22 protein-coding genes are annotated in these 24,086 nt (G+C 65.5%); 13 read left to right on the forward strand and 9 right to left on the reverse strand.

Annotated elements, in window-relative coordinates:
• Positions 1–48 precede the first annotated feature (48 nt).
• The gene (locus tag ACK4SV_RS03175; RefSeq protein ID WP_409916348.1) at positions 49–1,137 is read right to left on the reverse strand and encodes a phosphotransferase family protein; all 1,089 of its coding nucleotides are present in this window, start codon (positions 1,135–1,137) and stop codon (positions 49–51) included.
• A gap of 106 nt (positions 1,138–1,243) precedes the next feature.
• Here ACK4SV_RS03175 and ACK4SV_RS03180 point away from each other — a divergent pair, with 106 nt between their 5' ends.
• Together ACK4SV_RS03180 and ACK4SV_RS03185 are read left to right on the forward strand one after the other, a co-directional pair.
• Positions 1,244–1,840: a murein L,D-transpeptidase catalytic domain-containing protein gene (locus tag ACK4SV_RS03180; RefSeq protein ID WP_409916349.1), complete on the forward strand. Its 597-nt coding sequence runs from the start codon at positions 1,244–1,246 to the stop codon at positions 1,838–1,840.
• Positions 1,841–1,892: 52 nt separating this feature from the next.
• On the forward strand, positions 1,893–2,132 hold the full coding sequence (locus ACK4SV_RS03185) for a DUF3297 family protein (RefSeq protein WP_409916350.1): 240 nt from the start codon (positions 1,893–1,895) through the stop codon (positions 2,130–2,132).
• A 4-nt stretch (positions 2,133–2,136) separates the two neighbouring features.
• On the opposite strand, the gene purD is transcribed toward ACK4SV_RS03185, so the two are convergent.
• Positions 2,137–3,429 (reverse strand): phosphoribosylamine--glycine ligase, encoded by a 1,293-nt coding sequence (gene purD / locus ACK4SV_RS03190; protein WP_409916351.1) that lies wholly within the window; start codon positions 3,427–3,429, stop codon positions 2,137–2,139.
• A gap of 43 nt (positions 3,430–3,472) precedes the next feature.
• Here purD and xseA point away from each other — a divergent pair, with 43 nt between their 5' ends.
• From xseA to ACK4SV_RS03240, 10 genes are all read left to right on the forward strand, one after another.
• Positions 3,473–4,858: an exodeoxyribonuclease VII large subunit gene (gene xseA / locus ACK4SV_RS03195; protein ID WP_409916352.1), complete on the forward strand. Its 1,386-nt coding sequence runs from the start codon at positions 3,473–3,475 to the stop codon at positions 4,856–4,858.
• 4 nt (positions 4,859–4,862) lie between these two features.
• Positions 4,863–5,465 (forward strand): FMN-binding negative transcriptional regulator, encoded by a 603-nt coding sequence (locus ACK4SV_RS03200; RefSeq protein ID WP_409916353.1) that lies wholly within the window; start codon positions 4,863–4,865, stop codon positions 5,463–5,465.
• A 215-nt stretch (positions 5,466–5,680) separates the two neighbouring features.
• Positions 5,681–6,979 carry a M20 family metallopeptidase gene (locus ACK4SV_RS03205; RefSeq protein ID WP_409916455.1) on the forward strand — a complete coding sequence of 433 codons (1,299 nt, stop codon included), beginning with the start codon at positions 5,681–5,683 and terminating at the stop codon, positions 6,977–6,979.
• 154 nt (positions 6,980–7,133) lie between these two features.
• Complete coding sequence (locus ACK4SV_RS03210; protein ID WP_409916354.1) at positions 7,134–7,316, forward strand: CsbD family protein; 183 nt, start codon at positions 7,134–7,136, stop codon at positions 7,314–7,316.
• Positions 7,317–7,623: 307 nt separating this feature from the next.
• The gene (locus ACK4SV_RS03215) at positions 7,624–7,974 is read left to right on the forward strand and encodes a DUF6614 family protein (RefSeq protein WP_409916355.1); all 351 of its coding nucleotides are present in this window, start codon (positions 7,624–7,626) and stop codon (positions 7,972–7,974) included.
• A gap of 367 nt (positions 7,975–8,341) precedes the next feature.
• Complete coding sequence (gene nadA / locus ACK4SV_RS03220) at positions 8,342–9,484, forward strand: quinolinate synthase NadA (RefSeq protein ID WP_409916356.1); 1,143 nt, start codon at positions 8,342–8,344, stop codon at positions 9,482–9,484.
• An 80-nt stretch (positions 9,485–9,564) separates the two neighbouring features.
• Entirely contained in the window at positions 9,565–10,026 is a 462-nt protein-coding gene (locus ACK4SV_RS03225; RefSeq protein ID WP_409916357.1) for a hypothetical protein, read from the forward strand.
• Positions 10,027–10,042: 16 nt separating this feature from the next.
• A complete protein-coding gene (locus ACK4SV_RS03230; RefSeq protein ID WP_409916358.1) occupies positions 10,043–11,581 on the forward strand; it encodes an L-aspartate oxidase in 1,539 nt (512 codons plus the stop codon).
• Positions 11,578–12,432 carry a carboxylating nicotinate-nucleotide diphosphorylase gene (gene nadC / locus ACK4SV_RS03235; protein WP_409916359.1) on the forward strand — a complete coding sequence of 285 codons (855 nt, stop codon included), beginning with the start codon at positions 11,578–11,580 and terminating at the stop codon, positions 12,430–12,432. Before ACK4SV_RS03230 ends, nadC begins: the two co-directional genes overlap by 4 nt.
• A gap of 56 nt (positions 12,433–12,488) precedes the next feature.
• Positions 12,489–13,298 (forward strand): SDR family oxidoreductase, encoded by an 810-nt coding sequence (locus ACK4SV_RS03240; protein WP_409916360.1) that lies wholly within the window; start codon positions 12,489–12,491, stop codon positions 13,296–13,298.
• A gap of 16 nt (positions 13,299–13,314) precedes the next feature.
• Here the strand turns inward: ACK4SV_RS03240 and ACK4SV_RS03245 are convergent, their stop codons facing one another.
• The 3 genes from ACK4SV_RS03245 to glyS all read right to left on the reverse strand — a co-directional run bounded on the left by ACK4SV_RS03245 (position 13,315) and on the right by glyS (position 20,028).
• Positions 13,315–14,451 carry a cell wall hydrolase gene (locus ACK4SV_RS03245; protein WP_409916361.1) on the reverse strand — a complete coding sequence of 379 codons (1,137 nt, stop codon included), beginning with the start codon at positions 14,449–14,451 and terminating at the stop codon, positions 13,315–13,317.
• 447 nt (positions 14,452–14,898) lie between these two features.
• The gene (gene ppdK / locus ACK4SV_RS03250; RefSeq protein WP_409916362.1) at positions 14,899–17,646 is read right to left on the reverse strand and encodes a pyruvate, phosphate dikinase; all 2,748 of its coding nucleotides are present in this window, start codon (positions 17,644–17,646) and stop codon (positions 14,899–14,901) included.
• A 162-nt stretch (positions 17,647–17,808) separates the two neighbouring features.
• On the reverse strand, positions 17,809–20,028 hold the full coding sequence (gene glyS, locus ACK4SV_RS03255; RefSeq protein ID WP_409916363.1) for a glycine--tRNA ligase subunit beta: 2,220 nt from the start codon (positions 20,026–20,028) through the stop codon (positions 17,809–17,811).
• A 205-nt stretch (positions 20,029–20,233) separates the two neighbouring features.
• On the opposite strand from glyS, the gene ACK4SV_RS03260 reads away from it, so the two are divergent.
• Complete coding sequence (locus ACK4SV_RS03260) at positions 20,234–21,394, forward strand: glycosyltransferase family 4 protein (protein ID WP_409916364.1); 1,161 nt, start codon at positions 20,234–20,236, stop codon at positions 21,392–21,394.
• Here ACK4SV_RS03260 and ACK4SV_RS03265 read toward each other — a convergent pair.
• The 4 genes from ACK4SV_RS03265 to ACK4SV_RS03280 all read right to left on the reverse strand — a co-directional run bounded on the left by ACK4SV_RS03265 (position 21,377) and on the right by ACK4SV_RS03280 (position 24,007).
• The gene (locus ACK4SV_RS03265) at positions 21,377–22,306 is read right to left on the reverse strand and encodes a glycine--tRNA ligase subunit alpha (protein WP_409916365.1); all 930 of its coding nucleotides are present in this window, start codon (positions 22,304–22,306) and stop codon (positions 21,377–21,379) included. The genes ACK4SV_RS03260 and ACK4SV_RS03265 overlap by 18 nt on opposite strands.
• A gap of 268 nt (positions 22,307–22,574) precedes the next feature.
• Positions 22,575–23,306, reverse strand: a complete 732-nt coding sequence (locus tag ACK4SV_RS03270) for a tRNA1(Val) (adenine(37)-N6)-methyltransferase (protein WP_409916366.1) — start codon at positions 23,304–23,306, stop codon at positions 22,575–22,577.
• Positions 23,303–23,509 carry a DUF2007 domain-containing protein gene (locus tag ACK4SV_RS03275; protein WP_409916367.1) on the reverse strand — a complete coding sequence of 69 codons (207 nt, stop codon included), beginning with the start codon at positions 23,507–23,509 and terminating at the stop codon, positions 23,303–23,305. Before ACK4SV_RS03275 ends, ACK4SV_RS03270 begins: the two co-directional genes overlap by 4 nt.
• The gene (locus ACK4SV_RS03280) at positions 23,510–24,007 is read right to left on the reverse strand and encodes a CC0125/CC1285 family lipoprotein (protein WP_409916368.1); all 498 of its coding nucleotides are present in this window, start codon (positions 24,005–24,007) and stop codon (positions 23,510–23,512) included. It lies immediately after the preceding gene.
• Between the last annotated feature and the right edge of the window lie 79 nt (positions 24,008–24,086).

The following is a 24,086-nucleotide window of genomic DNA, read 5'->3' on the forward strand; positions in this document are numbered from 1 at the left end:
CAATCGGGCGAGCCAGCTCGCTTCTGAAATTGAACCGGGGGCTGCGCCTCAGCCCGGCATCCCGGCCCGGCGCGCGTATTCATAGGCAAATTTCGCCAGCGGCACGACGCGCGCCGCATTGGACTCGGCATTCGCGCTGTTGGCCGTGCCATCGCGCACACGCCCGATGATGCCTTGAAGAATGCCGGCGAGGCGGAAGGCGTTGTAGGCGAAATAGTAATCAAGCTCCGGCAGGCCCTTGCGGCCCGTATGCTGGCAATAGAGCGCAACATATTCTTCCATCGTCGGGATGCCCCAGGCCTTCAGGTCCGGGATCGCCATGATGGATCCGCGGGCTGAATCGCCCGGCGGCATCACCCAGTTCATCAGGTGATAGGAAAAGTCCGCAATCGGATCACCCAGCGTGCAGAGTTCCCAGTCGAGCACCGCGATAACCTTCGGCTCGGTCGGATGCAGGATCATGTTGTCGAGGCGGTAATCGCCATGCACAATCGTCGTCGTGTCGCCCGGCGGGATGTTCTTCGGCAGCCAGTCGATCAGCTGCTCCATCTCCGGAATGTGCATCGTTTCCGATGCCTTGTATTGCTTGGTCCAGCGATGGATCTGGCGGGCAACATAATCGCCTTCCTTGCCATAATCCTGGAGTCCGGCCTTGCGCCAGTCGACATTGTGAAGCTCGGCAAAGGTCTTGACCTTCGCCTCATAGATCGCGCGGCGCTCGGCTGGCGCATAGTCCGGCAGTGTGCCATCCCACAGGATGCGGCCTTCGACACAGTCCATCACATAGAACATCGTGCCGACGACGCTTTCATCCGTACACAGCCCATAGGGCCGGGCGACCGGATAGCCAAGCGGATGGAGCGCGCTGATGATGCGGTATTCGCGGTCGACCGCATGAGCGCTCGGCAGGAGCTTGCCCGGCGGCTTGCGGCGCATGACGTATTTCTTGTTTGGTGTCACCAGCTGGTAGGTCGGGTTGGACTGGCCCCCCTTGAACTGGCGCACTTCCAAGGGGCCCTGATAGCCTTCGACATTCGCTTCCAGCCATGCGGCGAGCTTTGCCTCATCGAACCGGTGGGATTCGGCGACTTCCTTTGTCCCGGAAAACAGGTCCTGCGCGCTCTGGGCTTCCGCCATGTTGTTCCCTCTCAATTCTGCCGGATTTTAGCGCTTAGCATACCCGGGCAGGCGCGCACGCCAAGACCTGCCGCGACGTACACGCGCCAGCGCCGGAGGCTATGAAATGAAGACAGCCGGACTTTTGTTCACCTTGTTTCTGCTGGCCTTTTCGATCGTGAGCCCGGCATGGGCAAACCCGCTAGACCCCGAAGGCCGCATCCGCCCGGAGCTTCTCGCCGCCGCCCTGCAGGCGCGAGACGCCGCCGCGCCGGAACGGACTACAGCCGACAAACTCGTCATCGTCGATTACAGCCTTCACTCCAGCGAGGAACGCCTGTTCATCGTCAATCTAGAAACCGGCGCCGTCACGGCCTATCGCGCCGCCCATGGCCTCGGCTCTGACCCCGATCATGACGGCTATCTCGACAGCTTCTCCAGCGTCCCCGGCTCGCAGGCGAGCCCGGAGGGCCTGTTCCGGCTTGCGGAGGCGTATCATGGCCAGCATGGGCGCTCCGCACGGATGGACGGGCTGGAAGACAGCAATCGCAATGCGCGGGCCCGCGCCATCGTCATCCATGCCGCCTGGTATGCCGAGCCCGGCTTCCTCGCCCGGCATGGCAAGCTCGGACGCTCCAATGGCTGCATCGTCTTCTCTGCGGCGGATCTTGCCCGGTTCTTGGATGAGGTCCCCGAAGGCGCTCTGATCTTCGTCGGCAAATAGGCTGGATGCGCCCTCTTGATCGCCGGGCACGCAGGCGGCTAAACCGGCGCGCATGACCGACACACCTCCCGACCGCCTCTCGATCTATCCCGACAGCCCGCATTACGACTATGACGCGCTGGCCCGCGGCATCGGCGTGCGCTTTCGCGGCGAGGAAAAGACCAATGTCGAGGAGTATTGCATCTCCGAAGGCTGGATCAAGGTCGCCGCCGGCAAGGCTGTCGACCGCAAGGGCCGCCCCCTCCTCCTCACCCTGAAGGGCGACGTCGAGGTCTGGTTCAAGGACGCCTAGGGCTTTACGCTTTGAGCGCCCGCCAGCCGATATCGCGGCGGCAGAAGCCTTCCGGCCAGTTGATGGCATCAACGCCGGCATAGGCGCGGGCCACCGCTTCTTCCAGCGTCGCGCCGCTGGCGGTGACATTCAGCACCCGCCCGCCTTTGGCAACGAGCCTGTTGCCCGGCCCAATGTCCGTACCCGCATGGAATACGGTGACGCCCGGCAGCGCGCCGGCCGCCTCAACGCCCTCGATGACGCTGCCCTTCTCATATGCGCCGGGATAGCCCTTCGCGGCGAGAACCACCGCGGCGGCCGGCTGGAACCGGTCCAGCTCCAGCAGCGCCTCGAACGCGGCTTCATTGCCTTTCAGGCCGCCGGTGGCTGAGGCGAGGATGGCGGGCATGATATCCCCCGCAAGGCCCTTCATCAGCACCTGGCATTCGGGATCGCCAAAGCGGGCATTGAACTCGACCACTTTCGGGCCTTCGTCCGTCACCATGATGCCGATATAGAGCACGCCCTGATACGGTATCCCGTCCTTCGCCATGCCGCGCAGCATCGGCTCGGCAATCTCGCGCTTCACGCGGTGCATGATCCCTTCACTGACGACCGGGGCCGGCGCATAGGCGCCCATGCCGCCGGTGTTCGGGCCAGTATCGCCATCATGCGCGCGCTTGTGGTCCTGCGCGGCGGGCAGATAGATCGCGCCTTCGCCATCGGTGATGACGAACACGCTCGCTTCCTCGCCATGCATGAACTCCTCGATCACCAGCGTCGCCGAGGCCGAGCCGAACTTGCCCGACAGCATCTCGTCGATCTCGGCGTCTGCCTCTTCCAGCGTTGCGGCGATGACAACGCCCTTGCCGGCGGCGAGACCATCCGCCTTCAGGACATAAGGGGCTTGCATCTTGCGCAGGAACGCCTTGGCGGGCGCAGCCTCCGTGAACTCGCCATAGGCCGCCGTCGGCACGCCATACTTCACCATCCGCGCCTTGGAGAAGGCCTTGGACGCTTCCAGCTGCGCCGCCTCACGCGAGGGGCCGAACACATCAAAGCCGCGCGCCCGCAGGATATCCGCAAGGCCCAGCGCCAGCGGCGCCTCCGGCCCGATCACGACCAGGTCCGGCTCCACCTGCAGGGCGAGCTTCACCAGCGCGTCCACATCATCAGCGGCCACATCGAAGCACGGGCTGATCTCGTCCATGCCGGGATTGCCGGGCGCGGAATGCACCGTGTCCGCTAGGGGCGACTGCGCCATCTTCCAGGCCAGGGCGTGTTCACGGCCGCCCGATCCGATCAGGAGTATGTTCATGGGCGGGCTTGATGCGCTGAGCCGTGCATGGGATCAAGCGGAAATGCCCGACTCGCCGTCCTCGAACCAGCCTGAACAGAGCGTCTCGGAGCTCGCCGCGAGCCTGAAGCGCACGATCGAGACGAATTTCGACCATGTCGTCGTGCGCGGCGAGCTGGGCCGGGTCACCATCGCAAAATCCGGCCATATGTATGCCGACCTGAAAGACGACCGCGCCGTGCTGAACGCGGTGATGTGGAAGGGCCAGGTCGACCGGCTGACCTTCCGGCCGGAGGAAGGCCTCGAAGTGGTCGCCACCGGCCGCCTCTCCACCTATGAGGGCCGCTCCGCCTACCAGCTGATCGCCAGTTCCATGCGCCCGGCCGGCGCCGGCGCGCTGATGCAGCTGCTGGAGGAGCGCAAGAAGAAACTCGCCGCCGAAGGCCTGTTCGAGGCGCGCCACAAGAAGCCGATCCCCTTCCTGCCGCGCACCATCGGTGTCGTCACCTCCCCCACCGGCGCGGTTATCCGCGACATTCTCCACCGTATCCGGGAGCGTTTCCCGGTGCGCGTCATCGTCTGGCCGGCGCTCGTGCAGGGCGAACAGGCCGCCGCGCAGGTCACCGCCGGCATAAAGGGCTTCAATGCCATGAGCGGGCCGGACCGGCCGGATGTGATCATCGTCGCGCGGGGGGGCGGCTCCATCGAGGATCTCTGGCCGTTCAATGAGGAAATCGTCGTGCGCGCGGCCTTCGCAAGCGAGATTCCCCTCATCTCCGCCGTGGGCCATGAGACCGACACGACGCTCATCGACTACGTCTCCGACCGCCGCGCGCCTACGCCTACGGGTGCCGCCGAAATGGCAGTCCCCGTGCGCACAGAGCTCCTGCTCGGCGTTGAGGAGTCCGGCCAGCGGCTGAAGCGTGCGCTGACCCGCAGCCTCGGGCGCGCCGGAGACAAGCTCGCCGCCGCCCGCCTGCCCCGGCCGGAAACGCTGCTCCAGTCGAAGCGCCAGCGCCTCGACTATGCCGCCGCAAGCCTGCCCAGGGCCGCCCTTGCCCTGACCCAGCGCGCGCGCGTGCGCCTCTCCCGCCTGCAGCTCTCCCCCGCCACCCTGCGCGCCGAGATCCGCGCCCAGCGCCAGCGCCTGCGCGAAAGCGCCGTACGCGCCCGGCCGGCCCTGATGCGGCTGATCGAGCAGAAGAAGACCGCGCTCGCCTCCGAGGGCAAGCTGCTGGAAACCCTGTCCTATCAGGCGACCTTGAAGCGCGGCTACGCCATCGTGCGCGGCGCCGATGGCCAGCTCATCCGCTCCGCCGCGACCGCAGCCGGCGAGGACGCCCTGCGCCTCACCTTCTCAGACGGCGACGTCACCACCCATCCCGGCGGCGGCGGGACGCCGGCCCGGAAGCCCCCCGTCCGCAAGGGCGACCAGGGCAGCCTGTTCTGAACCCATGCACCCCGCGCCCATCTTCCGGGAAGCAGACACGGACGCCCTGCTCGCCCGTATCCGCGCCTATCCGCTCGGCCTGATCACCTTGAATGGCGGCCCTGCGCCGCTCGCCGCGCACTCCCCGGTACTTGCCGCACGGCTGGACGATGGCAGCGTGCGCCTCCGCTTCCACCTTTCGGCCGGCAATCCTATGACCCATCGCCTCGAAGCGGGCGCTGCCGCCCTCATCGTGTTCACCGGGCCGGAGGCGTATATCTCGCCCGACTGGTACGGCCCTGTTCCGGATCAGGTGCCGACCTGGAACTACCTCTCCGCCGAGGCGGAAGGCACGGTCGTCCCCACTGACGCCGAAGCCTTCCTCGATGATGTCTCGGCCGAATTCGAAGCCCGCCTGCTGCCGAAACCGACCTGGACGCGCAGCAAGATGGATCCGGCCGCGTTTGCCCGCATGGTCCGCGCCATCCGCGCCTTCGAAATGGTGCCGCACCGCTTTGAAGGCATCACCAAGCTCAGCCAGAACAAGACGCCGGACATGCGCGCCGGCGTGATGGACGCGCTGGGCGAGCACCCCATCGCCGCCGCGATGCGCCGCTCCGAGCGCTGACTCGCATCCGGCCAGCCATTTACTTGGCGCGGACCTGCGCTAGGCTGCCCCAACTGGGAACTGGAAGGAGCCGGGGCATGCGTGGACTGATGATAGCGGCAAGCGTACTGGCGCTCGCAGCCTGCGGCGGCGCTGGCACGGACACCGGAAGCGCCGAAGCAGCCAAAACCGGCAGCGACAGCGGCGGCCTCATCGCCCCCGCCGGCATCGCGGGTATGCCCGTGGGCGAGCTGCGCACGGCGGACGCTTCCCTCATCGAACTCTATCGCCACCTTCATGCGAACCCGGAACTCTCCTTCCGCGAAGCCGAGTCCTCGAAGCTGATGGCCAGCGAATTGCGCGCGCTGGGCTTTGACGTCACCGAAGGCGTCGGCGATGCCTGGGTGCGCGAGAAGGTGATGCGCGATGTCGGCGAGGTTCGCCCCGGCGTCGGCGGCTATGGTGTCGTCGGTGTGCTGAAGAATGGCGAGGGGCCGACCGTACTGATCCGGGCGGACACTGACGGCCTGCCCGTGCCGGAACAGACGGGATTTGACTTTGCCTCCCGCGTCGTCTCGCAGACCCATACCGGCGTGGAAAGCCCCGTCATGCACGCCTGCGGGCACGATATCCATATGACCGTATGGGTGGGCACCGCCCGCGCGTTGGTGGCCGCAAAGGACCAGTGGCAGGGCACGCTCGTCATGATCGCTCAGCCTGCGGAGGAAATCGGCCTCGGCGCTCAGGCGATGATCGCAGATGGTCTTTACACGCGCTTTCCGCAGCCGGACTATAATCTCGCCCTGCACGTCTCTGCCGGGGCGCCGTCCGGCACCGTCAACTATTCCTCCGGCTTCGCACTCGCCAATGTCGATTCGGTCGATATCACTGTCCGGGGCGCAGGCGGGCACGGCGCCTATCCGCACACGACCCGCGACCCAGTCCTCATCGCCAGCCACATCGTGGTCGCGCTGCAATCGCTCGTCTCGCGCAACACCAACCCGCTGGATTCAGCTGTGGTCACCGTCGGCTCGATCAAGGCCGGCGCCAAGCACAACATCATCCCGGATGAAGCAGAGCTCCTCATCACCGTCCGCTCCTATGAGGATACAACCCGCCAGATGCTGCTCGACGGCATCCGCCGCATCGCAGAGGGCCAGGCGGCGGCCTTTGGCGCGCCCGCGCCAGTCATCCGTATCGAGAGCGATTACACGCCTGCGACCTTCAACGACCCGGCCCTTACCGAAAGGGCCATGCGCGCCGTCGCCCGCGAAATCGGGGACGCCAATGTCCGCGCGGTTCCGCCGGTGATGGGCGGAGAGGATTTCGGCCAGTTCGCCCGCACACCGGAAAACATTCCCGGCGTCATCTTCTGGCTGGGGGCCGTCAGACCTGAGCGGTTCGCCGCCTCACAACTCGACGGAATGCCCCTGCCCTCGCTGCACTCCCCCCTCTTCGCGCCGGACTACGACCCCGCCATCGCCACCGGCGTCGCCGCCATGACCGCCGCCGCGCTGGACCTGTTTGGGGAATAGCGGCCTACTCCGATTGCAATGCAGATACGCGCAAGGGCACTCCACCCGAACTGAAGTAATTCGTACAAAGACGATAGTCTCCCGGAACCTTCGGCATCGCCCTGCGTTGATCCGGTGTTGCGACCCTGCAACGGCCAGACAGGGAGATACCCAAATGGACAAGGAACATATCAAGGGCGCCGCAAAGAAAATGGAAGGCAGCGTCAAGGAAGCCACCGGCAAGATGACCGGCGACAAGTCTCTTGAAGCAAAAGGCAAGGCTGACAAGCTCCAAGGCGAAGCCCGCAAGGCTGCCGGCGACGCGAAGGATGCTGTGCGCAAGGCAACGCGCGACTGACGCTTCGTCCCGCGCAGCAAGTGCAGAAGGGCTGTGGTTTCCGCAGCCCTTTTTTTGCATGAAGCATGCCCGAATTCGGGCAGGAGGCATATTCGGCTTTGCCGCGAAGCCCCCCTGCCGCCGCCGCCGCCATGCTTTCACCGGCATCTCATTTGTCCGGCAATCACACGAGCCAACCACTGAAAGCTTGGCAAAGTAGGCAGCAGCGCGTGCCGCAACTCCGATCAGGCTTTACGACGGCGGTAAGGCTTGTGAAACATCTTTCTGCGTTTGATGGACCCGTCGATCCTGCAGAAGAGACATGAAGATGAACCTTTATCATTGCATGGTTGAGTTGAAGGACCCTGATCGCTCGCTGGCTTTCGCTGCGGCAGCGCAGGCCTGGCTAGGATTTCTCGAGCAGGAAAAACTGGTCAGTTCTTGGCGGATCATGAGGCGGAAGTTCGGCCTGGCATCCGGCGCGCACACAGATTTCCTTATTGAGATTGAAGTCGAGAGCATGGCTCAGCTGGAGGAAACCTTCAGCAGCCTGTCAAAGATGGACGATGAAAGCACACGCCTGTACGAGCGGATGCACAATATGATCTCATCCATGCACGTCGGATTGTACCGGAACTATCCGGATCCCGCACAGCGCGAGCGCATTTCACTGCTTTGATGGCAGGACCTGCTTTCAACTTCACCATTTCACGGCCTGAGACCAAGGCAGTGCACGGGTTTGGCGGCACCTGAAAGCCGTTCAGCCGGTGGTCGTGCGCATACCTCGCACCAACCCAACAGAGCCATGCCTCACCTGGCCAGCCACAGTTTCAATAAAGGCAGGATTAAGGCGCCGGGGCTTGCGTCCCGGGCGGTGATTCGCTAACCGTACTTTTGCTCAAACTGCGCAAAACCATCATGTCCCTGTCGCACAAGAGCCCTGATCCCTGCAGCGTTGAAGGCCGCCCCTTGAAACGCCCGGTCTCAGGCCTAACTTATACTCAAATCGAGCATAACTCGCTCGGTCTGATCCAAGGAGGTTCACAATGGCGCGCCTGATTGATGCCGGCCCCGGTTGCCCGGCCCCGACCCCGCTGCACAGCCGCTCGGCCGCCGAAGCGCGCGGGCTTGTCTATGACGACGCTGTGCGCGCCGAAACCGATGCGCTCTATCCGCTGGTCGCAGACTTCGTCACGCCCATGGAATGGCCCGCGATTGCCCCGCTGGTGGCCGCCATCAACCGGCTGAAGCGCGAGCAGGATGCCGTCATCCTCGCCCACAATTACATGACGCCGGACATCTTCCGCCTCGTCGGCGACTTCCGTGGCGACTCCCTCCAGCTTGCCCGTGAGGCGGCGCAGACGGACGCGAAAATCATCGTTCAGGCCGGCGTGCATTTCATGGCCGAGACGTCCAAGATCCTTGCGCCGGAAAAGACCGTGCTGATCCCCTCGCTGGAGGCCGGCTGCTCTCTCGCGAGCTCCATCACGGGCGCGGATGTGCGCCTGATCAAGCAGAAATACCCGGACTATCCCATCGTCACCTATGTGAACTGCACGGCCGATGTGAAGGCCGAGTGCCACATCACCTGCACCAGCTCCAATGCGGCGCAGGTCGTCGAGGCGATCGCGAAGGAATGGAACACCGACACGGTGATCCTCGTGCCGGACCAGTATCTCGCCCGGAACGTCGCTGCACAGACCGACCTGCGGATTCTCACCTGGCCGGGCGCCTGCGAGGTTCATGAGCAGTTCTCCGCCGAGGATGTCCACCAGCTGCGCGAGGCCCATCCCGGCGTGATTGTGCTCGCCCACCCGGAATGCCCGCCGGACGTGCTGGAAGCGGCCGACTATGCCGGCTCCACCGCCGCGCTCGCCAATTACGTCGCAGAGAAGCGCCCGGCGAAGGTCGTCCTCCTTACCGAATGCTCGATGAGCGACAATGTTGCGGCAGAAAACCCGGGCGTGGACTTCGTCCGCCCCTGCAATCTCTGCCCGCACATGAAGCGCATCACGCTGGAAAACATCTATGACTGCCTGAAAACCGGCGTGCACGAAGTGGCGATCCCGGAGGATGTCCGCCTGCGTGCCAAGGCGGCGCTGGATGCCATGCTCGCCCTGCCGAAAATGGAGCGCCCGCTCGATTTCGTGACCGGCGCGAAGCCTCGGGAGCTTGAACTCGTCGTATAATGCGGAATCCGGCTTGCCAGCCGGACCGCGCAGGCGTTCAATTGACGCAAAGACAAGGGGCGGAATTCAGGAGGATGAGCATGGCGCGGATGGTCCATGGCCTTATGGCGGCGCTGGCGCTTGCGGCGGTGGCTGCTTTACCGGCGCAGGCGAAGAATGGCTCGGACTCCACCGACGTCCTCGGCAACTGGAGCTTCCAGACCAGCCCTTATCGCGGTGGCCAGTGCGTCATGACCGGCACAATGCGGCTCACGCCCCATCCCGACAGTGGCCGCTACAATTGCGAGCTGACCGCCGTGGAGATGTGCTCGATGTGGGGCCGCTCGGTCGTGCGCCAGTCCTGCGACGCAACGCGCTTCGGCAACCAGGTCTCGATCCGCTCGACGATCGAGGAGATGCTCGAATCCAAGTTCGAGGGGCTCCTCTATGTGCCCGACAACTTCACCCTGACGATCCAGTCGCCGCAACGCATGTTCGGCGCGCTCGTCTCTGCCGTCACTGCGCCGGTTGAGTTCCGCCGCGCCTCTGACGGTATTTCCTGACCGGGACGGTTTCCAGATGTTCGAGGGGGATGCGCAGCGCCATCAGGCTGGCGCCGGCGCCAGCACCGATGTGCTGATTATCGGCGCGGGCCTCGCCGGCCTGTTCCTGGCGCTTAAACTCGCCCCCCGCCCCTGCACGGTGATCTCGCCCGCCCCTCTGGGTCAGGCCTCCTCCTCTGCCTGGGCGCAGGGCGGCCTCGCCGCGGCGCTCGACCCGAAAGACAGCCCCGCGCAGCACGCCGCCGACACCGTCGCCGCCGGCGCCGGTCTCGTGGATCCGGTCATCGCCCGCCTGATCGCCGAGGATGGCCCCCGACGGGTGCGCGACCTCGTCTCTCTCGGCGTGCCCTTCGACCGCACGCCCGATGGCCAGCTTGCGCTGTCGCTGGAAGCTGCCCATTCCTTCCCCCGCGTTGCGCGCGTGTCCGGTGACCTTGCCGGCAAGGCGATCATGGACGCGCTCGTCGCGGCAGTCGGTGCGGCCAGCCACATCACGCTGATCGAAGGCGCCCGCGCGCCAAACCTCCTTCAGGACGCAAATGGGCGCATCGCCGGCGCCCTGCTGCGCGGGCCGGACGGCGCCGTCTATCCGGTCACGGCAGGCGAGACCGTGATGTGCACCGGCGGCTCCGGCGGCCTGTTCCAGGTGACCACCAATCCGCGCGAGGCGCTTGGCGAAGCGATCGCCATGGCCCATCAGGCCGGCGCCCTGCTTGCCGATATCGAGTTCGTACAATTCCACCCGACCGGCATCGATATCGGCCGCGACCCCGCCCCGCTGGCGACAGAGGCCCTTCGCGGCGAAGGCGCCACGCTGCACAATGCAGATGGGCGCGCCTTCATGGCAGACTATCATCCGCAGGCAGAGCTTGCCCCGCGTGATGAGGTCGCCCGCGCCATCCATTCCGAACGCGCCGCCGGCCGGGGCGCATTCCTCGACTGCCGCCGCGCCATCGGCGAGGCCTTCCCGCACCACTTCCCGACCGTGTTCGCCGCCTGCATGAGCGCCGGGATTGACCCGCGCACGATGATGATTCCGGTCGCACCGGCGGCGCATTACCATATGGGAGGCATCGTCTCGGACATCTGGGGGCGGACCACCCTTGAAGGCCTGTCCGTATGCGGAGAATGCTCGGCCACCGGCGCACACGGCGCAAACCGTCTGGCGTCAAATTCCCTGCTCGAAGCGGTCGTTTTTGCCGAACGGATCGCGCGCCGCATCGGCGGATCGTCGCTCAAGGCGCCGCGACTGAGCGAAGCCGCGCTGCCCCCGCGTCTCGACCCGGGCGCGCTCCTGTCGCTGCGCGAATCGATGTCGGCCAATTGCGGCGTCGTGCGCGATGCGGCGGGCCTTGAGCGCCTACTTGACCTCATCTCAGGTCTCGAGCCTGCAGCACCCGGCGCGCCAGAACTTGTGAGTGCACGCCTTATCGCCTCGGCAGCGCTCGCGCGCCGGGAAAGCCGCGGCGGCCATTTCCGCAGTGATTTCCCCGCAACCGGCGCGCCGGAGCGCCAGTTCCTGTTCAGCCCTCCCCGCGAAGTGATTGCCCGATGACCCCCATTCCGCCCCTGCCGTCCATCATCCTTGATCCGATCGTGCGCCTTGCGCTCGCCGAGGATCTTGGCCGCGCGGGCGACCTGACAACCGATGCCACAATCCCTCCGGAGACGGAACTTTCAGTCGTCATTGCCGCGCGCAAGGACGGCGTCCTCGCGGGCCTCGACGCCGCCGCCTACGCCGCGCACCTGATCGACCCCTCGCTGACACTCGATATCCACAAAGCGGACGGCAGCCGCCTTGCCGCCGGCGATACGGTACTCAGCATAAAAGGTTCCGCCCGGTCTATCCTTACGGCCGAGCGCACAATGCTCAATTTCCTTGGCCGGCTGTCAGGCGTCGCAACGCTGACGCGCCAGTACGCCGACGCCATCGCCCACACAAGCGCCAGGATCGTCTGTACACGGAAAACAACGCCCGGCCACCGCGCCCTCGAAAAGCGCGCCGTGCGCTGCGGCGGGGGCACCTCCCACCGCTATGGCCTCGACGATGCTATCCTCATCAAGGATAACCACATCGCGGCCTGTGGCGGCTCCATCGCGGATGCCATGTCCCGCGCCAAGGCCTATGCAGGCCATTTGCGGATGATCGAGATTGAAGTCGACACAATTGCCCAGCTTGAGGAAGCCCTGAAGCATGGTCCGCATGCGGTGCTTCTTGACAACATGACACTCTCAGACCTGCGCGAGGCCGTGCGCATGGCCGGCGGCAAGGTTACGCTGGAAGCCTCCGGCGGGGTTACGCTGGCTTCCGTTGCGGCAATTGCAGAGACCGGCGTTGACCTCATTTCCTCCGGCGCGCTGACCCATTCTGCACCGAACCTTGACCTCGGCCTCGATGTGGTCTGACACTCCGGCAAAGCGCGGCGCCAGACCCGCGGCGGAGTTAAACCAGGAGGCACTTCATGTCAGCAGCGGGCGGCCGCAAGGCGATCTTCATCACGGGCGCAGCCTCCGGCATCGGCGCCGAGACTGCGCGCCACTTCGCACGCAAAGGCTGGTTCTGCGGCCTCTATGATGTGAACGAGACCGGCCTCGCCGCCATCGCCGCTGAGCTGGGCGAAGGCGGCAGCCACTCCGCCCGCCTCGATGTGCGTAGCCGCGAGGACTGGGCCCGCGCCGTCGCCGGCTTCAGTGCGGCGACCGGCGGCAAGATGCACGTCCTCTTCAACAATGCGGGTGTCGGCCGGCATGGCTGGTTCGAGGATATTCCGCCTGAGGACAATGACTGGGTGGTGGACGTGAATATCAAGGGCGTCATCAATGGCGTCCACGCCGCCCTGCCCCTGCTGCGCGAAACGCCCGGTGCGCGCATCGTCAATACAGCCTCCACCGCCGGCATCGTCGGCGCGCCGCGCCTGGCCGTCTACTCCGCCACCAAATGGGCCGTCCGTGGGCTGACGGAAGCGCTCGATGCGGAGTTCCGCGATCTCGGCATCCGGGTCACCTCGCTGATGCCGTGGTTTGTCGAAACCCCGATCCTCGACATGGGCGCAAAGGAAGGCGCCAACGAAAAGATGTCAGACCAGCTGCGCGCGGGCGGCGCAAAGATCTATCCGGTCTCGCTTGCCGCCGAAAAAGCCTGGGACGCCGCCCACGGCAACGACATCCATTACATGGTCGGCGGAGAGGCTGAACGCGCGCGCTTCATGACGCGCTGGGCACCGGAAGTTTTCCGCAAAGGCGTAAGGAAACAGGTTCCGCCTCGCGAATAGCGCCTCAGCAAGAATGTCAGTGCGCGCTGGATGTGTCAGCGCCCTGGCCCAGCGCGCCTGCAATCTGACGGGCCATATAGGCATCCACCGGATTCTCCCCGCCGGCGGCTGTTGGCACTGCTGCCGGCGCTGCAGGTTCATCGGCCTTAACCGTCTGCACCGACATCAGCCGCGGCGCGGCGTTGGAAACCGTCCGCGTAGACGTCGTGACGCCGGCGGGCGCGGTGGTCGGCGTGATCGTGTAATAGCCGTCATTCGCGGCAGACGACCGGTCAGAGAACAGAAGCGCTTCGTCGATTGCGGCCATGTCGGCCTCGCGGCTGGCGTCCAGCGCGGCGAGGCGCAGCTCGGTCTCGCGCTTGCGGGCAGCGAAATTGCGCTCGACGGCGGCCCATTCGGCCCCGCGCGGGAAGCGGTAGAAGATGTGCAGGCCGATCCGGTCGGTCTTCACAAGGCCGGCATTCCAGACCGGGTCCACATAGGTCGCATGGTAATGGGTCGCCCCGCCCGTGCGCTCCTCATGCAGCTCCATCATGACATGCGCGGCGATGCGCTTGGCGCGTTCCCAGTTCTCGCCCACGGGCGCGCGGTTGAGCGCGCCGTCACAGGTAAAGGTGAACTGGCAGCCCGTTGTGCGGGTCGCGCCCTGATAGACAACGCCGCAGACCGAGTCCGGATAGCGATGATCGCGCACGCGGTTGGCGACGACTTCGGCCACCGCAAGCTGGCCATTGAGCGGCTCATGCGCGGATTCGTAATACACCGCCTGCGCCATGCATTTCAGTTCGGTCTCGATCGTCTCGGCGCGCTTGATCTGGTCCGGGCGGAAAGAGGCGAGCGTCGCCAGCGCCGCGCCATCGCGGTCGCGCATGGCATAACGGCTCATCGAGGAGTCGATGTCGCGCTTCAGCGTATACTCGACCGTGCGCAGCCAGGGCGAGTCGAGCACTGCCGGGGCATCAGCTGCGGTGCGCACGGCCAGGCCGCCATCGCCATAGACAGCGAACCGCTCGGCCTCGGCGCGGAATTCCGCATCGGCGCGCAGGCTGGCCTGGGTTTCAGAGATTGCCGGAAGCGACACAGTGGCGCTGACAGCGATGATCGCGATCATGCCGCCGCGGACATACACATCCCGCTGTTCCTGATCCGTCATTGCAAACCACCACCGAGCGAGCTTGTGCCGCAGCCCTTTAGAGGGGCGCAGAGTCGCCCGGCCTGGTTTCGAAAACCTTAACATCACCGCTCCTCTTTCTCCGGCCGGCAGTTATCGCTCCGCCTGATGCCCCGGAGTGTCTGGATTGTTTCAGTCTGAGGCCGCGTTTGCCGGCCCGCCCTCGACGAGGGCTGACGGGACTTGGCCCACCCGCCTGTATCTAGCAATAATCCAGCCAGTTCTCTGAGTGACAATTCAGAAAGCTGAAACACTTTTCCCGCGCCGCAGCATAGGAACATGACGGCCCGGGTCCGGTCTAATTCAATGAAATTTCAGGCAAAATAGGTTGTTGCCGGCCGCTTTCCGCGCGGCCTCCACAAAGCCGGATGTTGCACTTATGCAACACCCAAGCATCATGTATTTATGACCGGTTAACGCCGGAAAGGCCTATTTCGTGCCATTCCGGACCGCCGCCTGGGCCGCAGCAAGCCGCGCGATCGGCACCCGGTAAGGCGAGCAGGACACATAATCCAGCCCGACCCGGTGGCAGAATTCCACAGAGGCCGGGTCCCCGCCATGCTCCCCGCAGATGCCCAGCTTGATGCCCGGACGCCCTGCCCGGCCCCGCTCGGCGGCCATTTTCACAAGCTCGCCCACGCCTTCCTGGTCGAGCGTCACGAAGGGATCTTTCTCATAGATCCCCTTGTCGGAATAGGCCGTGAGGAACTTGCCGGCATCATCGCGAGAGATGCCAAGCGTTGTCTGGGTCAGGTCATTGGTGCCGAAAGAGAAGAACTCCGCCGCCAGAGCAATTTCCTTCGCGGCCAGCGCCGCGCGCGGCAATTCGATCATGGTACCGACCATATAGTCCAGCGTGACGCCCATCTCGGCAAAGACCTTCCTGGCGGTTTCATCGACCAGCGCCTTGAGAATCTCAAGCTCGCGATAGGTGGCCACAAGCGGGATCATGACTTCCGGCACGGGCTGCACGCCGCCATCCCGGGCCACATTCACCGCCGCCTCGAAGATCGCGCGGGCCTGCATCTCATAGATTTCGGGATAGGTGATGCCGAGCCGGCAACCGCGATGGCCCAGCATCGGATTGGATTCGTGCAGGTCATTCGCGCGGCGCTTCAGCTCTTCAGCGCTGAGGCCGGATGCCTTGGCAACGCCGGCAATATCCTCATCCGTATGCGGCAGGAATTCATGCAGCGGCGGATCGAGCAGGCGGATCGTCGCCGGCCGGTCGCCCAGGATACGGAAGATTTCCTCGAAATCGGACCGCTGCATCGGCAGCAGCTTGGCCAGCGCTTCGCGGCGGCCTCTTTCGTCATTGGAAAGGATCATCGTGCGCACCGCCGGGATGCGCTCCTCCTCGAAGAACATATGCTCGGTGCGGCAGAGGCCGACGCCCTCCGCGCCGAATTCGACCGCCGTGCGCGTGTCCACCGGCGTCTCGGCATTGGCGCGCACTTTCAGCTTGCGGCGCTTGTCGGCCCAGCCCATCAGCTCGCCGAAATCACCCGAAAGGTCGGGCTGCACCATCTCGGCAGCGCCCGCGATCACACGCCCGCTCGCGCCGTCAAGCGTGATCACATCGCCCGCCCGGAAGGTCCGCCCACGGACCGTCAGCGTGCCAGCGTTATAGTCGATCTGGATGCCGCTTGCCCCGCATACGCAGGGCCGGCCCATGCCGCGTGCCACCACGGCTGCATGGCTCGTCATGCCGCCGCGCGCCGTCAGGATCGCCCGCGCCGCATGCATTCCTTTAATGTCGTCCGGGCTCGTCTCAAGCCGCACAAGGATGACATCCTCGCCCTTGTTGGCGAGGTGGAAGGCCTCTTCGGAATCGAACACGATCTTGCCCACAGCAGCGCCCGGGCTCGCCGGCAAACCGCGCACGATCACATCATACACCGGCAGCGCCTCCTGGCCGGAATTGCGGCGCTTCGTGTTGAGGTCTGCAAATTCCTGGTCCGTCAGAAGGCGCGGATGCAGCAGCTGGTCGAGCGCCGACGGGTCAATCCGCATCAGCCCCTCTTCTTCCGTGATCAGACCTTCGCGCACCATGTCGACCGCGATCTTCACCGCCGCCCCGGCCGTCCGCTTGCCGCTGCGCGTCTGCAGCATGTAGAGCTTGCCGTCCTCGACGGTAAACTCGATATCCTGCATGTCCTTGTAGTGGCTCTCGAGCTTTGCGGCCACTTCGCGCAGCTGCGCGTAGACTTCCGGCATCGAATCTTCCAGCGGCGCATCGGAGGAGCCAAGCGTCGCTGCACGCTCGCGCGAGATCGGCGCCGGTGTGCGGATGCCGGCCACGACATCCTCGCCCTGCGCATTGATCAGGTATTCGCCATAGAAGATCGCCTGACCGTTCGACGGGTCCCGCGTGAAGGCAACGCCGGTTGCCGACGTATCCCCCAGATTGCCGAACACCATCGCCTGCACGTTCACAGCCGTGCCCCAGCTTTCGGGAATATCGTTCAGCTTACGATAGATGATCGCCCGGTCGCTCATCCAGGAATTGAACACCGCCGAAATCGCGCCCCAGAGCTGTTCGCGCGGATCCTCCGGGAACGGACGGCCGAGGTCCTCCTCCACCGCCTTCTTGTAGCGCACGATGATCTCTTTCCAGTCATCGGCGTCCAGTTCGGTGTCGAGTTCGAATTCCTTGCGCTCCTTGTAGGAGGACAGGATGTGCTCGAATTCCTCATGGTCGAGGCCGAGCACGACATTCGAATACATGTGGATGAAGCGGCGATAGCTGTCATAGGCAAACCGCCCGCCCGCCTTCTCGGCGAGGCCCGCAGCCACCGCCTCGTTCAGGCCGAGATTCAGCACCGTGTCCATCATCCCCGGCATCGAGGCGCGCGCGCCCGAGCGCACGGAGACCAGCAGCGGATTGGCCGGGTCGCCAAATCCCTTGCCGGTGCTCGCTTCGAGCGTCGAAAGCGCGGCGTCCACCTGCGCCTCCAGCCCCGCCGGCCAGGCGCGGCCTGTGTCATAATAGGCCGTGCAGACGGCAGTCGAGATCGTGAATCCGGGCGGCACAGGCAGGCCGAGCTTGGCCATTTCCGCAAGGTTTGCCCCCTTGCCGCCGAGCAGGTTCTTCATTGAGGCATCGCCATCGGCGGTGCCGCCGCCGAAGGCGTAAACCCAGGTCTCGGTTGCCTGTTTCACTGCTGCATTGCCCATATGGATGCATTCCCCGTGTTCTGAACTGGTATCGCAGGCGTTGGCCCTGCCAGCGGTTTGCAAGTCCTATGCTGCATGCGCGAGACAATTGCCAGCCACGGGGATGTCGCGGCAACCCGCATGGGCGATGACAATGTTGTCGCGCCTGTATTCCGGCGAAAGTCAGCCCTCGATTTTCGAGAAATCTGCCACCTTGTGCAGCGCCCCGCGCACCGCCACCAGCAGCGCCAGCCGGTTCGCCCGCACGGCCGGGTCGGCATCATTCACCATCACCGCCTCGAAGAACGCATCCACCGGCGCGCGCAGGCCAGCCAGAACGCGCATCGCCCCGGCAAAATCCTCTGCCCTCAGCGGCGCCTCCAGCGCAGCCTCAGCCCGGCTCAACGCCGCAAACAGCGCCTGCTCCTCCGCCGGCCCTTTGGAGATCAGCTTGGCATCCACCGCGAGTCCCTCCGGCAGCGCGCCCTTCTTCTCCTCCGCCTTCAGGATGTTCGCCGCGCGGCGATACCCCGCCAGCAGCGTCGCCCCATCCTCGGTCGCAAGGAAAGCGGCCAGCGCCTCAACCCGCTTGACGATGAGCACGAGGTCGCACCGGTCCGGCATGCCGAGGCAGGCATCGATCCAGTCATGCCGTGCGCCCCGGTCGCGCAGGTAGACCTTCAGCCGCTCGTGCAGGAAGTCCAGCAGGTCATCGCTGACCGACGGATCATGCGCCGAGACACGGTGTGCCCAGTCCGGAAGACCGCCCTCGATGGCAGCGAGAGCGCCCTGCGCCGCATCGCTGAAGACGCCCTCGTTCATGATCGCGCGCGACAGCGCCGACAGGGACGGCGCGGACCAATCGACCGCCTGCGGACCAATCTGGTGTTTCAGGACCTGCGCGTCATTGAACCGGTCGAGGCTGAAACGGATCTTGTTCTCGAGGATGAGGCGCACCACACCGAGGGCCGCCCGCCGCAGCGCAAACGGGTCCTTCGATCCTGTCGGCTTTTCGTCGATGGCCCAGAAGCCGGTCAGCGTGTCCAGTTTGTCCGCCAGGGCGACAGCGATGGAGACCGGATCGGTGGGCACGGAATCGTTCGGGCCCTGAGGTTTGTAATGGTCGCGGATGGCGTCGGCGATGCGGGCGTCCTCGCCCGCGGCCAACGCATAATACCGCCCCATCACCCCCTGAAGCTCCGGAAACTCGCCCACCATCTCCGACACAAGGTCGGCCTTCGCCAGCCGCGCCGCGCGTTCCGCCAGATCAGGATCCGCCCCGACCTTCGGCGCCAGCTCCCGCGCCAGCGCCGCCACGCGCTCCACCTTGTCGCCCAGGCTGCCAAGCTCTTCCTTGAACGCAATCGTCTTCAGCTTCGCGGCCATCTCCTCCAGCGGCGTTGCCTTGTCCTTCTCCCAGAAGAAGCGCGCATCCGACAGGCGCGCGGAGAGAACCCGCGCATTGCCCTCGGCAATCTTCACGCCGCCATCGCTGGCCGAAATGTTCGCCACCACGATGAACACCGGCGCCAGCTTGCCGGACTTCGCATCATTCGCCGCAAAGTATTTCTGGTGCGTGCGCATCGACAGCGTGATGACTTCCGGCGGCAGGTCCAGGAATCCCGGATCCATCTGCCCAAGGACGACCACCGGCCATTCGGCAAGGCCCACCACCTCTTCCAAGAGCCCCTTGTCCTCGATCCAGTCGAGCCCTGCGCCGGCGCACACCTTGTTGATCCCTTCAAGGATCATATTGCGCCGGTCATCGCGGGAGAGGATCACATGCCCCTTCCCTTCCAGCTGCGCCTTGTAATCCTTCCAGGCATTGACCGTATACGGACCACGCCCGTGCACACGGTGACCCTCGGTCACATTCCCGCTCGCCACGCCGCCCACGTCAAATGGCACGACCGCGCCGTCCAGCACACAGACGATCCCCTGCAGCGGGCGCACCCAGCGCAAATCGCCATCCGCCGTCCGCATGGATTTCGGCCAGTGGAAATTCCGCACAATCTCCGGCACAGCCTCGGCGATGATGTCCTTCGCGTCGCGCCCCGGCGTGGAGATGTAAGCGACATAGAAATCGCCCTTCTTGGGGTCGGAGACGATTTCCGCCTCGCTGATATCCTTCAGCCCCGCCCCGCGCAGGAAGCCGGCAACCGCCTGTTCCGGCGCGCCGACCTTCGGCCCCTTCTTCTCCTCGCGCACATCGGCCGAGCGCGCGTCCAGCCCTTCGACCACCGCCGTCAGCCGGCGCGGCCCGGACACGGCAAACGCCTGCGTCCAGCCAAGGCCAGCCTCTTTCAGCCGCTGCGTCAGCGCGGCCAGGAGGTCTGCCTCCGCCTTCGCCTGCATCCGCGCAGGGATTTCCTCGGAGAAAAGTTCGATCAGAAGCTCAGCCATGGGAACCTGTCAGGGGCCGGAAACAAGGTGGCCACGGCTTACAGACCCGCGCGCCGGGGTCAAGGGAGGCGCCGCAAAGCCGCGAGGCGCGCCTGGGGCGCCATTTCAGCGCGCCAGATTGTCCTCGCCCGCCAGCCGGTGATAGGAAACATGCAAGACCGCCCGATGCGGCCAGAACGCTCCACCCGGAAGAAGAGCCGCAAGCATGATGCAAGACCTGGCGTCGAGGGCCCTGTGGCGGGCCCACAGGCATATCCTGTCCCGGCCCCCGTCCTCCACAGCCCAGCATCGCGGCCCCGTGCTCGTCGCCGGCCTCTTTGGCTCGGCCAGCGGCATCGGTGCCTCGGCGCGCCTGTGCGCAGCGGGGTTTGAGGCAGCGGGCTGGACTATCGGCCGGGTCAATCTCAGCGCACTCTTTGGCCAGCAGGATTTTGACAGCCCCGTTCCGTCCACCGCCCGAGGACAGGATGCGCGCACCCTGATCGTGCACCTGAATGCCCCGGAATTCCCGCGCGCCTGTTTTGCGCTGCAGAATTGGCGGGGCAGCGGCCGGCGCGTCATCGGCTACTGGGCCTGGGAGCTGCCCGATGCCCCCGCCAGCTGGCAGGACGCCGCCCGTTACCTCACCGAAATCTGGGTGCCGAGCGAGTTCACCGCCGCCGCCATATCAAAACTCACCGGCAAGCCGGTGCGTGTCGTTCCCCATTTCATCCACCCCCCGCCCGCGCCGGATCTGGAAACCCCCGTCCCGCCCTTCGAGGGCTTCACCGTCATCACCTTTGCCGACGGCAAATCCTCGTTCGAGCGCAAGAATGTCGCCGGCGCGCTCCGGGCCTTCCGGCAGGCGCGCTTTGCCGGCCCGGCCCGCCTCCTCCTGAAAACACGCGGCCTGACGGACCGGCCTGCCTTCGCCGCCGAAGTGCGCGAGGCGATTGCCGCCGATCCGCGCATCGAGCTGCTCGATGCCAACCTGCCCGCCGGCGCCTCGCGCAGGCTGATCCAGTCCGCCGACGCGCTCCTCTCCCTCCATCGCAGCGAAGGCTTCGGCCTGACAATGGCCGAGGCGATGATGCTCGGCAAACCGGTCATCGCCACCGGCTGGTCCGGCAATATGGAGTTCATGGACGAGGCCAGCGCCCTGCCCGTGGCCTACACGCTGGTGCCGGCAGAAGACCGGTTCGGCGTGTTCGGCGGCTATGCCCATTCCCGCTGGGCCGAGCCGGACATCGCAGACGCCGCCCGCAAGCTGGAATTGCTGGAAGCTGACCCGGCGCTCCGCCACACGATCGGGGCCGCAGGCCACGCCCGCGTCGCCGCCTTCACCAGCGGCGCGCAATATGTGAACGCCCTAAACGCCGGCGCCTGACGCTCCGGCCCGCGCCGCTTCCTGCTCCGCCCATTGAGCCGCCGCGCCGCGCGCCAGATCGCGCACCCGGGCAATATAGGCCTGCCGCTCGGTCGGCGAAATTGCCCCGCGCGCATCGATCAGGTTGAAGGTGTGGCTGGCCTTCAGCGCATAATCATACGCCGGCAGCGGCTTGCCCGCTTCCCGCAACGCGTTCGACTGGTTCTCGCAATCAGCAAACCAGCGCTTCAGCATCTCGACATCGGAATGCTCGAAATTGAACGCGCTCTGCTGGCGCTCATTCTCCAGGAACACATCGCCATAGGTCAGCGGCACAGCCGAGGCCGGATCATTGAACGGCAGGTCGTACACATTATCGACACCGAACACATACATCGCGAGGCGCTCAAGCCCATAGGTCAGCTCGCCCGAAACCGGGGCCACATCAAGGCCGCCGACCTGCTGGAAATAGGTGTATTGCGAGACTTCCATCCCGTCGCACCAGACTTCCCAGCCAAGACCCCAGGCGCCAACGGTCGGGTTCTCCCAATCGTCCTCCACAAAGCGGATGTCATGCACCGATGGGTCAATGCCGATCCGGTAGAGGCTTTCGAGGTAAAGGTCCTGCAGGTCCGGCGGGTTCGGCTTAAGGATCACCTGATACTGGTAATAATGACCCAGCCGGTTCGGGTTCTCGCCATAGCGGCCATCCTTGGGCCGGCGCGAGGGCTGCACATAGGCCGCCCGCCAGTTCTTCGGCCCCAGCGCCCGCAGCACAGTCGCCGGATGCAGCGTCCCGGCGCCGACTTCCATGTCATAGGGCTGCAGGATCGCGCAGCCCTGGTCCGACCAATAGGCCTGCAGCGTCAGGATCAGGTCCTGAAAGGATTTCGGCTTGGGATGGGCTTTCGGGGCGCCCTTGGCAGCAGGCATAGAAACACTCGGCTCGTTGCTCGACCCGCCAGCGCCTAGCGCGGCGCCGGTCAGGACGCAACCTCGCCCGCCTTCAGCGCTTCTTGTTGCGGTTGTGATCGTGGGTCCCGCGCAGGCCGATGAACGCGATCAGCAGGCCCAGGACAAGGCTCCCAATCAGCAGCAGTGTGAACATGGGGGGCTCCCTCTGTCAGGACGGCTGTAATTTTATAGTTTGGGGCTATACCCCGGCAGATCAAGCAAAATCGGCCCGTGAGGCCCTGATCTCCTACCAGCCGAGCGCCTCCCCGCGCACGATCCGCTCCGCCTCCGGCGTGCGCGCGCTGCCATCGGCGAGGTGCGTCACCAGCGGCGGCAGAAGCGTCAACGGCCCGCGCTTCAGCCCCTTGCGCGCCCGCACCAGCACGCGCCGCGCCGGCTCCTCCGCCTTTGAGGCCACTGGCAGCACAGTGATCTCTCCCGCTTGCCTGTCCAGCCGCGCCAGGATGCGCGCCAGCTCCGCCGCCCGGTGCACGAGGATCACCGGCGCCCGGGGCTTTGCGGCATGCAGCATCGCCTTCAGCCAGTCCTCCAGCGTCAGGCTCTCGACATAGGCGCCCGACTTGCCTTCGCCGGGCTCGGAGATTTTCCCCGGCTCGAAGTAAGGCGGATTGGCAAACACCAGGTCAAACCGGTTCTCATGCTGAGCGGCCCAGGCCGACGCCTCCGCCGTCTCAACCCGCACCCGCCCCTCGAAGCCGTTCGCCGCGACCCCGCCGCGTGCGAGCTCCGCCATCGCCGGGTCAACCTCGATGCCGGTAAACTGCGCCCCGCTGAGCCGGTAAGCCGCCGGCAGCAACGCTCCGCCGCTGCCACAGCCCAGCTCCAGCGCCTCGCCGCCCGCCAGCTCCGGCAGGGCCGCTGCCAGCAGCAGCGAATCAAACCCCGCCCGGAAGCCCCGCTCCGGCTGGATCAGCCGCACCCGGCCCTGATAGACCGTATCCTCGGTTGCCCCATTCACCCCGGCTCAACCCCGGCCAGCGCAAACCGCGCCCGGGGGAGGTCTTCCTCCGCCACCAGGATGCGGCGCGGGAAAATGCCGATATTGCCTTCGATGGCCGAGATATGCCGGTCTGCGACGAAGTAATCGATCCCCGCCTCGCCCAGCAGGTGCTCGGCATAGGACAGTTTGACCGGATCATTGGTCCGGAGCACTTCTTCCATCTAGAGGCCGCTGCCACGCAGGTTCATATCGACCGAGCGGGCATCATAGACTGTCGGGCGGTCCGGCTTCTCGCCCGATCCCGTTACAATCTCCAGCGTCGAGGTCACCCGCCCGCTGCCGGCACTGCCCCCGCCCAGCGGAATGCCGATCCCGACGCCCACCCCGACACTGGACGAGCGCCCATACGAGCCCGTGCCCCCGCCAATGCTGATCGAGGAGCCGCCGCTCCTGCGGGGCGGGCCGGCATCGGCAAACTCGGCCGTCACCTCGAACCACTGGCGGCCTTCCATCAGCGTAATCTCCGCCGCGCGCAGCAGGGCGAGGTTGCGGGCCTTCACGGGATCATCGTCGGTGTAGGACACGCGGTGACGCCCCGTCTCGATCTGCTGGGAGGTGTAACCCAGCGCACCCTCCCGGCTTGCGGGACCATAAACGGCAGGCGATGTGGCGCAGGCGGCCAGCAGCGCAGCGGAAAGCATCAGGACAATCGGTTTCATGAGCCTATTAAACCACGTTCCGGGGGTCTCTGTCAGCCGCCTTGACACCGGCCTATTGCCGGGCCGCCCGGGATACGCT

Source organism: Hyphomonas sp., assembly GCF_046313735.1.
In the GTDB taxonomy this organism is placed as follows: Bacteria; Pseudomonadota; Alphaproteobacteria; order Caulobacterales; family Hyphomonadaceae; genus Hyphomonas.

Excerpts from the sequence above, each read along its gene's own strand:
- ACK4SV_RS03175 (WP_409916348.1), bottom strand. The coding sequence starts at position 1,137 with ATGGCGGAAGCCCAGAGCGCGCAGGACCTGTTTTCCGGGACAAAGGAA.
- ACK4SV_RS03180 (WP_409916349.1), top strand. The coding sequence starts at position 1,244 with ATGAAGACAGCCGGACTTTTGTTCACCTTGTTTCTGCTGGCCTTTTCG.
- ACK4SV_RS03185 (WP_409916350.1), top strand. The coding sequence starts at position 1,893 with ATGACCGACACACCTCCCGACCGCCTCTCGATCTATCCCGACAGCCCG.
- purD (WP_409916351.1), bottom strand. The coding sequence starts at position 3,429 with ATGAACATACTCCTGATCGGATCGGGCGGCCGTGAACACGCCCTGGCC.
- xseA (WP_409916352.1), top strand. The coding sequence starts at position 3,473 with ATGCCCGACTCGCCGTCCTCGAACCAGCCTGAACAGAGCGTCTCGGAG.
- ACK4SV_RS03200 (WP_409916353.1), top strand. The coding sequence starts at position 4,863 with ATGCACCCCGCGCCCATCTTCCGGGAAGCAGACACGGACGCCCTGCTC.
- ACK4SV_RS03205 (WP_409916455.1), top strand. The coding sequence starts at position 5,681 with ATGCCCGTGGGCGAGCTGCGCACGGCGGACGCTTCCCTCATCGAACTC.
- ACK4SV_RS03210 (WP_409916354.1), top strand. The coding sequence starts at position 7,134 with ATGGACAAGGAACATATCAAGGGCGCCGCAAAGAAAATGGAAGGCAGC.
- ACK4SV_RS03215 (WP_409916355.1), top strand. The coding sequence starts at position 7,624 with ATGAACCTTTATCATTGCATGGTTGAGTTGAAGGACCCTGATCGCTCG.
- nadA (WP_409916356.1), top strand. The coding sequence starts at position 8,342 with ATGGCGCGCCTGATTGATGCCGGCCCCGGTTGCCCGGCCCCGACCCCG.
- ACK4SV_RS03225 (WP_409916357.1), top strand. The coding sequence starts at position 9,565 with ATGGCGCGGATGGTCCATGGCCTTATGGCGGCGCTGGCGCTTGCGGCG.
- ACK4SV_RS03230 (WP_409916358.1), top strand. The coding sequence starts at position 10,043 with ATGTTCGAGGGGGATGCGCAGCGCCATCAGGCTGGCGCCGGCGCCAGC.
- nadC (WP_409916359.1), top strand. The coding sequence starts at position 11,578 with ATGACCCCCATTCCGCCCCTGCCGTCCATCATCCTTGATCCGATCGTG.
- ACK4SV_RS03240 (WP_409916360.1), top strand. The coding sequence starts at position 12,489 with ATGTCAGCAGCGGGCGGCCGCAAGGCGATCTTCATCACGGGCGCAGCC.
- ACK4SV_RS03245 (WP_409916361.1), bottom strand. The coding sequence starts at position 14,451 with ATGACGGATCAGGAACAGCGGGATGTGTATGTCCGCGGCGGCATGATC.
- ppdK (WP_409916362.1), bottom strand. The coding sequence starts at position 17,646 with ATGGGCAATGCAGCAGTGAAACAGGCAACCGAGACCTGGGTTTACGCC.
- glyS (WP_409916363.1), bottom strand. The coding sequence starts at position 20,028 with ATGGCTGAGCTTCTGATCGAACTTTTCTCCGAGGAAATCCCTGCGCGG.
- ACK4SV_RS03260 (WP_409916364.1), top strand. The coding sequence starts at position 20,234 with ATGATGCAAGACCTGGCGTCGAGGGCCCTGTGGCGGGCCCACAGGCAT.
- ACK4SV_RS03265 (WP_409916365.1), bottom strand. The coding sequence starts at position 22,306 with ATGCCTGCTGCCAAGGGCGCCCCGAAAGCCCATCCCAAGCCGAAATCC.
- ACK4SV_RS03275 (WP_409916367.1), bottom strand. The coding sequence starts at position 23,509 with ATGGAAGAAGTGCTCCGGACCAATGATCCGGTCAAACTGTCCTATGCC.
- ACK4SV_RS03280 (WP_409916368.1), bottom strand. The coding sequence starts at position 24,007 with ATGAAACCGATTGTCCTGATGCTTTCCGCTGCGCTGCTGGCCGCCTGC.